At 68.0% G+C, this 7994-nt stretch carries 8 protein-coding genes, 1 tRNA gene and 1 pseudogene; 9 read left to right on the top strand and 1 reads right to left on the bottom strand.

Annotation, left to right across the window (positions count from 1 at the left end):
* Nucleotides 1-147: 147 nt before the first annotated feature.
* Nucleotides 148-366 carry a hypothetical protein gene (locus ACWGI8_RS34640; protein WP_453667087.1) on the bottom strand — a complete coding sequence of 73 codons (219 nt, stop codon included), beginning with the start codon at nt 364-366 and terminating at the stop codon, nt 148-150.
* A 222-nt stretch (nt 367-588) separates the two neighbouring features.
* Between ACWGI8_RS34640 and ACWGI8_RS34645 the strand changes: the two genes are divergently transcribed.
* The 9 genes and pseudogenes from ACWGI8_RS34645 to ACWGI8_RS34685 all read left to right on the top strand — a co-directional run bounded on the left by ACWGI8_RS34645 (nt 589) and on the right by ACWGI8_RS34685 (nt 7862).
* Nucleotides 589-662, top strand: a tRNA-Gly gene (locus ACWGI8_RS34645).
* A gap of 273 nt (nt 663-935) precedes the next feature.
* Nucleotides 936-1210: pseudogene (locus tag ACWGI8_RS34650) on the top strand (dCTP deaminase); the annotation flags it as partial.
* Nucleotides 1207-1743, top strand: a complete 537-nt coding sequence (locus tag ACWGI8_RS34655) for a dCTP deaminase (protein WP_453667089.1) — start codon at nt 1207-1209, stop codon at nt 1741-1743. The pseudogene ACWGI8_RS34650 and the gene ACWGI8_RS34655, both read left to right, overlap by 4 nt.
* A complete protein-coding gene (locus ACWGI8_RS34660) occupies nt 1740-2837 on the top strand; it encodes a glycosyltransferase family 4 protein (RefSeq protein ID WP_453667091.1) in 1098 nt (365 codons plus the stop codon). The genes ACWGI8_RS34655 and ACWGI8_RS34660 overlap by 4 nt, the downstream gene beginning before the upstream one ends.
* Nucleotides 2838-2921: 84 nt before the next feature.
* Nucleotides 2922-3968, top strand: coding sequence for a serine hydrolase domain-containing protein (locus ACWGI8_RS34665; RefSeq protein ID WP_453667093.1), 1047 nt, complete (start codon nt 2922-2924; stop codon nt 3966-3968).
* Nucleotides 3969-4329: 361 nt separating this feature from the next.
* Complete coding sequence (locus ACWGI8_RS34670) at nt 4330-5571, top strand: cation:proton antiporter (protein ID WP_453667095.1); 1242 nt, start codon at nt 4330-4332, stop codon at nt 5569-5571.
* 84 nt (nt 5572-5655) lie between these two features.
* Nucleotides 5656-6954 carry an SLC13 family permease gene (locus ACWGI8_RS34675; RefSeq protein ID WP_453667096.1) on the top strand — a complete coding sequence of 433 codons (1299 nt, stop codon included), beginning with the start codon at nt 5656-5658 and terminating at the stop codon, nt 6952-6954.
* Between the two features lie 3 nt (nt 6955-6957).
* A complete protein-coding gene (locus ACWGI8_RS34680) occupies nt 6958-7248 on the top strand; it encodes a hypothetical protein (protein WP_453667097.1) in 291 nt (96 codons plus the stop codon).
* Between the two features lie 128 nt (nt 7249-7376).
* The gene (locus ACWGI8_RS34685; RefSeq protein WP_453667098.1) at nt 7377-7862 is read left to right on the top strand and encodes a CBS domain-containing protein; all 486 of its coding nucleotides are present in this window, start codon (nt 7377-7379) and stop codon (nt 7860-7862) included.
* Nucleotides 7863-7994 lie beyond the last annotated feature (132 nt).

The raw sequence follows: 7994 nt of genomic DNA on the forward strand, positions 1-7994 counted from the left end.
GGCCCGCCCCAATCGGGCGGATCCCGCGCGCCTCTCCCATGGCCTACCGATGCGGCTTGCCGATCGTGCCGATCATGCCGCTACCGCTGATCTCGCTGATCTCGGTCGCTGATCGTGCCGATCATGCGGCTGACACCGATCGCGCCGCTATCGCTTCGCCGGCTCCACCGGCTCCACCGGCACGGCATGCCGCAGCCGCGCGCACCGTGGGCACCGGATGAGCCGCCCGGGCCCGATCCGCCCGGCACCGAGCTGCTGCATCGGGAACGACGAGGTGGTGAAGACATGCCCTTCGGCACAACGAACCGCGGTGCGCTCCAGCGAGTCGCCGCGGTCCATGGAGTCCATCGAGTCCATCGGGTCCATCAAGTCCCTTCCCCAACAAGCGTGGACGAGATAGCCACATTAGGGGATGAACAGGACACCACTCCACGCGGCACTCCGCCCCCAAAGTTACGCCCCCCGCCCCGGCCCCGCAGTCGGAATCCGGCCACCCGTACACGACGAAGACCCTCGGGGTAAATACACCGAGGGCCTCTGATGGGGTACAGTGTGCGACGATGCGGATCTGATCAACCGGTCCGCTACGCGGGTGTAGTTTAATGGTAGAACATGAGCTTCCCAAGCTCAGAGCGCGGGTTCGATTCCCGTCACCCGCTCCATAACGAAGGCCCAGGTCAGAGACCTGGGCCTTGTTGGTCGTCTGGACCATTTTCAGGATGCGTGCCATTCGCGTGCCATAAGGGCACCCTTGACCTGCATCGATGGCATTCTCGAGGCCCTGGAGGCAGAACCTGGCACCCCGCCATCTCGCATCATGAGATCGACTTTGAGTGGCCTGCGTCACATCTCCGGGTGACCCGCACTGTGTGCACGGGCGAAGCAGCAGTGCTTCGCGATCACCGTCGTGCGGCCCGCTGGATAGCACCTGGCTGGCGCGGCTGTTCGGCCGTTCCTCTGTGGGCCGTCTCGGACTGTTCGTCGAGATCACTGCGCCGATCGGCGACATCGGATTCACGGGCAGTGGACGCTGATGCTGTCCCCGATCCGCCCTCTTCGCGTGTACGCGGGCATGAAGATCGGGCAGATCATGTTCTTCGTCGCCATCGGTCCGGTCGACCTATACACAGGCAAGTACCAGGACGCCAGCGGTCCCCAGCCTTCCGCCTATTGGCGCGACGTCCCGCCACTGCAGGCGGTGGCCTCTTGATTCTCACCGGCCCAGCCATCGCAGCCGCTCACGCAGCCGGCGAGATCACCATCGACCCGTACGCCCCCGCCCGCCTCTCTCCCAACGCATACGACTGGAGTCTCGGCGACACCCTGCGCATCTGCGACGGGGACCTGGACGCCGCCGCGCCCACCCGATTCTCCGAAGTCACCATCCCCAGCACGGGATTCGACCTCTTCCCCAACACGCTCTACCTCGGGGTCACGCACGAGGAGACGGGCTCGGAGACGTACGCGCAGTTCCTCAACGGCGACCGCACCACCGGAGCCCTCGGCATCTGGGTCCACGTATCTGCCCCGCTCGGCCATCAGGGCCACGCCATCCGGTGGACGCTGGAAATCCGGGTTGCCCGCCCCGTGCGCGTCCATCCCCGAATGACCTTCGGGAAGCTGGTGTTCTTCCAGCCCTTCGGCGCTACCGCCAGCTACCAGCAGCACGGCCTCAAGTACACGGCCAGCCAGGGCATCGAGACGTCCCGCCTGTACGAGGAGATCGCCGGAGGCCGGTCATGAGCCCTCGGGTGGCCACGGTCCTCGATCTGCCGTTCGGCAGTCCCGGCGGCAGCGTCGAACTCTTCCACGACCTCTATACCGGCAACGAATCAATCATCCCCGCCCGCGCCTTCATGCTGGCGCCCTCAGGGCCACGCCCTCGCACACCGCCCGGGCTGGAGCTACTGCCCGGAAGGGGAAAGTGCCTGAATGGCCCCGCCTTCCATCGCTACGTCGCCTCCCTGTGCGACGCGCTGACCAGCGCCCTCATCCCTTCCCAGGTCGACGTCCTCCACCTCCAGCACCTCACCTTCGGCGGCACGCCAGCCCTGCTCCGCGCCCTACCCAAGCATCCGCGCATCGCACTCGTACACGGGACGGGCCTGCTCTTCGCCGAGATCCATCGCGATCAGCACCACGTTCTCCGCGAAGCCGCACGAGCCGCCGATGCCATCGTCGTCCCCACCGGCGCCATGGCCGACCGGCTCCTGCGCCTCGCGCCCAGGACCGACCATCGCAAGATCGAAAAGATCCCGTGGGGGATCCCCGATCACCTGCTCACCGATCCCCCGCCCCGGCCCGTTCGCCGGCCGACCAGCCACCTGCGTCTGCTCTACGCCGGCCGGCTCACTGCAGAGAAGGGCGTCGAAGCACTACTCCACGCCCTTCCGCTCGCCCGGGCCGTCGAGCTGAGCATCGCCGCACCGCAAGCGCAGTTCCGCACTCTCGCCCCCTTCCTGCGGCGAATGGGCGTCCGCGTCCGCTACCTCGGCTGGCTCGGCCGTCCACAACTGTGGAAAGCCTTCGCGGACCACGATGTCCTGGCCATGCCGTCGACCACTCTCGAAGCGATGGGACTGGTCGCCCTGGAAGCCCAGGCATGCGGCCTGCCTGTCGCCTACCAGCCCGTACCTGGACTGAACGAAGCCCTCACCTCCAGCGGCCTGGCCACCGACTTCACCAACCCCGCCACGCTCGCCCGCGACCTCAACCGACTCCGCACCATCCCGGGACTCCTCACCGCCCTCCAGCAGGGAGGTCGGAGGAACGCCGCCCGCTACCCCCTCAGTGCCACCGCGATCGCCCTGACCGACCTCGGCAAGCAGCTCACCTGACACACCCATCACACAGCCGGGTCCCTACCGGGCGGATCACTACCCTGACCGGCGGGACACCGCACGCCAGACGATCGGGAGACCATGACGCTCAACACGGACCTCATCGAGAAACTCCTCCGCGACGGCGTGCGCGACAAGGTCTACCCAGGTGCCGTCTGGGCCGTCGGGGACGAGGAGGCCACCCAAGCCAGCGGCGCCGTCGGCCTCCTCGACCCCACCCGGCCCGACGAACCCATGCGCCTCGACACCATCTTCGACGTCGCCAGCCTCACCAAGATCCTCGCCGTCTGGTCCTCCATCGGCACCCTGGTCGAAGACGGCAAACTCCAGCTCGACGCACCCCTGGGAACGTTCTGGCCCGAAGTCCAGGGCTACCCCCTCGCCCAGGTCACCGCCCACAACCTGCTCACCCACACCGCCGGCGTCCCGCTCCGCGCCAACCTCAAAGCCCTCTACGGCACCGACCCCCAGGACATCCGCGACGGCGTCCTTCACGAGGCCCTCCATCGCCAACCCGGCGAAGCCGTCGACTACACCGACCGCGCTGCCCTCATCCTGGGCTACCTCGCCGAGCACCTCTCCGGCCAAGCCCTCGACGTACTGGCCCAGACGCGCGTGTGGCAGCCGCTCGGCATGCCGGAGACCCGCTTCGGTCCCGTCTCCTCCGTGATGGCAGTGCGGTGTGCGCCCACGGAGCTCGATGAGCTGACCGGCACCCACCTCAAAGGCGTCGCCCACGACTTCTCCGCGCGTCTCCTCGGCGGGGTGTGCGGTATTGCCGGTGCGTTCTCCGTCCTCGAAGACCTCGTGACGTTCCTCCGCTGTGTGGTCGACCCCACCCAGGCGCTGGAGGCACCAGGCTTCGGGGCCAGTTGGACGTCGGAATCCCTCCGGATCCAGACCAACGGCCTTGCACCCGCCCGGGGTCTCTTCTGGCACCCCGCCACGGACGACACGCCCCAGTCCGACGACGTCTGGGTCCACTACGGCTTCACCGGAACCGGCATGTGGGTATCGCCCAGCAGTGCGCGCTGGGCCGTTCTGCTCACGAACAAGCTGTACTACACGCGCGACCGCGAGCCGCTGACAAGCATCCGTAACACATTCTGTTCAGCGGCGTTCTCCTGAACCGCAGTCATGCGATCACTGCCCCGTGCCAGGACGCCGGCTTCTTGAGGATGCTGCTTGTGCCTTCGGCCATCTTCGCCGGGCACGGGCTGATTCTCGGAGCCACCCTCTGCGACCGGTTCAACCGCCACGAGGCGGCGCCCGCCAGGCACTCGGCCTGGCCAGGCGGCGAGGGCTGACCGCCGTCCACGGACAGGTCGACAGCGCTTCCTGCCTGAGCCCGGCAACGTAACGGCGCCGCGGGTGCGCGCTAGGAACCTGTCAATGCTGCGTAAAGGACGGGTAAGGTTCCCAGCGGTGTGCCGGGAAGCCTGGTCGGCGAATTCGAGAGAGCTCTCTTTGCCGATCGGGGGACACCGTCATGGTGCTCGTTGCCGTCTTCGGAGCCGCACTGCTCATCGCTGTGCTGCTCTCCGGGCTTGCCGCCCGTACCGTCCTGTCCACCTCGCTCCTCTTCCTCCTCGGCGGGGCGCTGGTCAGTGACGGCTTCCTCGGCCTGATCCACATCACGCCGGACAGCGAGATCGTCTCGGTCACCGCGGACCTCGCCCTGTTCGCCGTCCTGTTCACCGACGGGATGCACGTCTCCTTCCCGAAGCTGCGCGCGAACTGGAAGAACCCCGCGCGGGCACTGGGCCTGGGCATGCCGCTGGCGTTCGTCGGCATGGCCCTGGTCACGCACTACCTGGTGGGCCTGGACTGGACGACGTCGTTCCTGGTCGGCGCGGTGCTGGCACCCACCGACCCGGTGTTCGCCTCGGCGATCGTCGGGCGCAAGGAAGTCCCGGCCAAGCTGCGGCAGCTGCTGAACGTCGAGAGCGGCATCAACGACGGCCTCGCACTGCCCATCGTCCTGATCCTCATCGCCGCGGCCGGCCCCACGAGCGGTCACGCGGAGGCGTCGCTCGGCAAGATCGCTCTGGAACTGGGCCTGGGCCTGGCGCTCGGCATACTGCTGCCGCTGTTCGTGACCAGCCTCGTGCGGTTCCGGTTGCTGGGCGCCGAGCCGAAACTGCAGCCCCTGCTGCCGCTCGCAATCGGCGTGATCCTGTACGGGCTGTGCCACCTCACCCACGCCAACCCCTACCTCGCGGCCTTCTCCGCGGGAGCCGTCCTCACCGCAGCCTCCCCGGAGGCCAAGTCGGCATTCGAACCGCTCGGCGAGGCGCTGGCCGAGCTCGCCAAGTTCGCCGCCCTGCTGGTCTTCGGCACGCTGCTCACCCCGCAGCTCTTCGGCGACCTCTCCCCCGGCGGGTACGTCGCCGTGTTCCTGGCGATCGTGCTGATCCGGCCGGTATCGCTGCTGATATCGCTCGTCGGAACACGCTTCGACCGGCGGGAGAAGCTCGTCGCGGCGTGGTTCGGGCCGAAGGGCTTCGCCTCGGTCGTGTACGGCCTGCTGGTGCTGCAGTCCGGTATCCCGCAGAGCCAGGAGGCGTACACGCTGATCGCCGTCTGCATCGCCTTTTCGATCATCGCCCACAGCAGCACCGATGTGCCGATCGCCCGCCTCTTCGACGTCGACGGCCTCGCCGGCATCCCCGACGGCGAGGACGAGAAGGCCGCTCAGAGCAGCAAGAAGATCAGCCATGCCCGCGCGTGACCTACCGGAACCGTGTCGGCACCCATCAGCCGGCGACGCTCGACTGCTTGCCTCCCGCCTGATGGAACGACTCATCGGAGAACTGTGAACGACTGGCAGAGCTGGGCCGCGATCGCCGTCTTCACCGGCGCGTACGCCCTGATCATCAGCGAGAAGATCCACCGCGTGGCGGCCGCGCTGGGCGGCGCCGGGCTGATGCTGGCGATCGGGGCGACGGACGACAGATCAGCCTTCTACTCCGAACACAGCGGCATCGACTGGAACGTCATCTTCCTGCTGATGGGCATGATGATGATCGTCGGCGTGCTCAAGAAGACCGGCATGTTCGAGTACCTGGCCATCTGGTCCGTGAAGAGGGCGAAGGCCAGACCCTTCCGCGTGATGGTCATGCTCATCGTCATCACGGCGGTCGCCTCGGCCCTCCTCGACAACGTCACCACAGTGCTGCTCATCGCCCCGGTGACGCTGCTGGTCTGCGAACGGCTCGCGCTGCCGGTCGCCCCCTTCCTCATCGCCGAGGTGCTGGCCTCCAACATCGGCGGCACCGCCACCCTCGTCGGAGACCCGCCGAACATCATCATCGCCAGCCGGGCCGGACTGACCTTCAACGACTTCCTCGTCCACCTCGCGCCGCTGTCCGCCCTCCTCATCGTGGTGCTGATTGCTCTGTGCCGCGTCCTGTTCCGGAAGTCCTTCTTGTACGACGAGGACCGCGCGGCCGAAATCATGGAGCTGGAGGAGCGCGAGGCGATCCGCGACCCCCGGCTCCTCGTTCAGGGCCTGATCGTGCTGGCCCTGGTCGTCGCCGGATTTGTCCTGCACCCGGTGCTGCACTACGAGCCCAGCGTCGTGGCGCTGCTCGGCGCCGGCCTGCTGATCGCCCTGTCCACCGCTGAAACCGGAGATGTGCTGGCAGAGGTCGAGTGGCCCACGCTCGCCTTCTTCGCCGGGCTGTTCATCATGATCGGCGGACTCATCGAGACCGGCGTGATCGGCGAGGCGTCCAAAGCCCTCGCCGACGCCATCGGTGACAACGAACTGGGCGGCTCGATGCTGATGCTCGGCGCGTCCGCCGTCCTGTCCGGCATCATCGACAACATCCCGTACGTCGCCACCATGGCACCCATCACCGGCGACCTCGTCAAAGCGATGGGCGGCGGCGCGGACCACGTCATGTGGTGGGCGCTGGCCATCGGTGCGGACCTCGGCGGCAACGCCACCGCGATCGGCGCCAGCGCGAACGTCGTCGTCCTGGGTATCGCCGAGCGCAACCGCACCCCCATCTCGTTCTGGCAGTTCACCAAGTACGGACTCGTCGTCACCGCCGTCACCGTGGCCATCTCGGCGGCGTACGTCTGGCTGCGCTACTTCGCCCTGGTCTGACCGATGACCACGTGGATGCAAGCCGCACTGGGCTGCAGCGCCGTCGTCGCGGCAATCGTCATCCGTACCGCGCTTGGCGAAATGCGCCGACCGGGCAGCACTCGACAGCAGTGGCGGTTCCTGACGAACAGGACGGCGGCGACGGCAGGTGCCGCCTCTGCGGCCGGCCTCGGAGCCGCGCCCCTATTCGGCGGAAGCGCCCCAGGTCATGCCGTATGGGCGCTGCTGGGCGGGGTTCTGACCGCGTTCATCGTCGACCGGCTCATGGGCCAGGACGGGGGCGAACGGGAATGAACCCGACGGCGACGAAGCAAGCGCCAGGCCGAGCGTGGCCTGTATGGGTCGTGTCAAGGTCGTCACCGGGAGCCCGGTGATGGTCGACGCTGGGACCAGGGACACTTCGAGCAGACGAGGAGCCGGCCGTGCGCGCACGCGATCTTGCGGTGGAGTACGAATCGGTGAGCGTGGACAGCGACGCGCTGGACGCGGCCCGGCTGATGGCCGAGCACCGGCTTCCCGGACTCCTGGTGCTCGACGAGCGGGGCGAGCCCAAGGCGATCCTGCCCGCCTCCCAGATGGTCAAGGTGCTGGTGCCCGAGTACGTGATCGAGGATCCGACACTCGCCGCGGTCGTCGACGAGAAGCACGCCGACCGGCTCTGCCAGGCCCTGGTCGGGCGCAGGGTCGGCGACTGTCTCCCCAGCGCCGTGGCTCCGCCGCCCATCGCCGATCCCGACGACACCGCGCTGGAGGTGGCGGCGCTCATGTCACGGGTTCGCAGCCCGCTGGTGGCGGTGGTCGAGAAGGCGAAGGACGGCACCCATCTGCTCGGCGTGATCACCGCCGCTCACCTGCTGCACGAGCTCCTCGCCGCAGCAGGCGGCGACGGCGACACGACGCGGCCCTGACGGCGCCGCATCAGACCCGCCGAGCCCGGCCTCGCCCGGTGCGCCGTTCGCGCGCAGGACGCGCTTCAGCGGTGCTCGGGGTTCGGGAAGTCGTAGCGGCACCCGGCGTCCCACTCCGAGCGCTGGTTGCCG

The organism is Streptomyces sp. NPDC054841 (assembly GCF_053611045.1).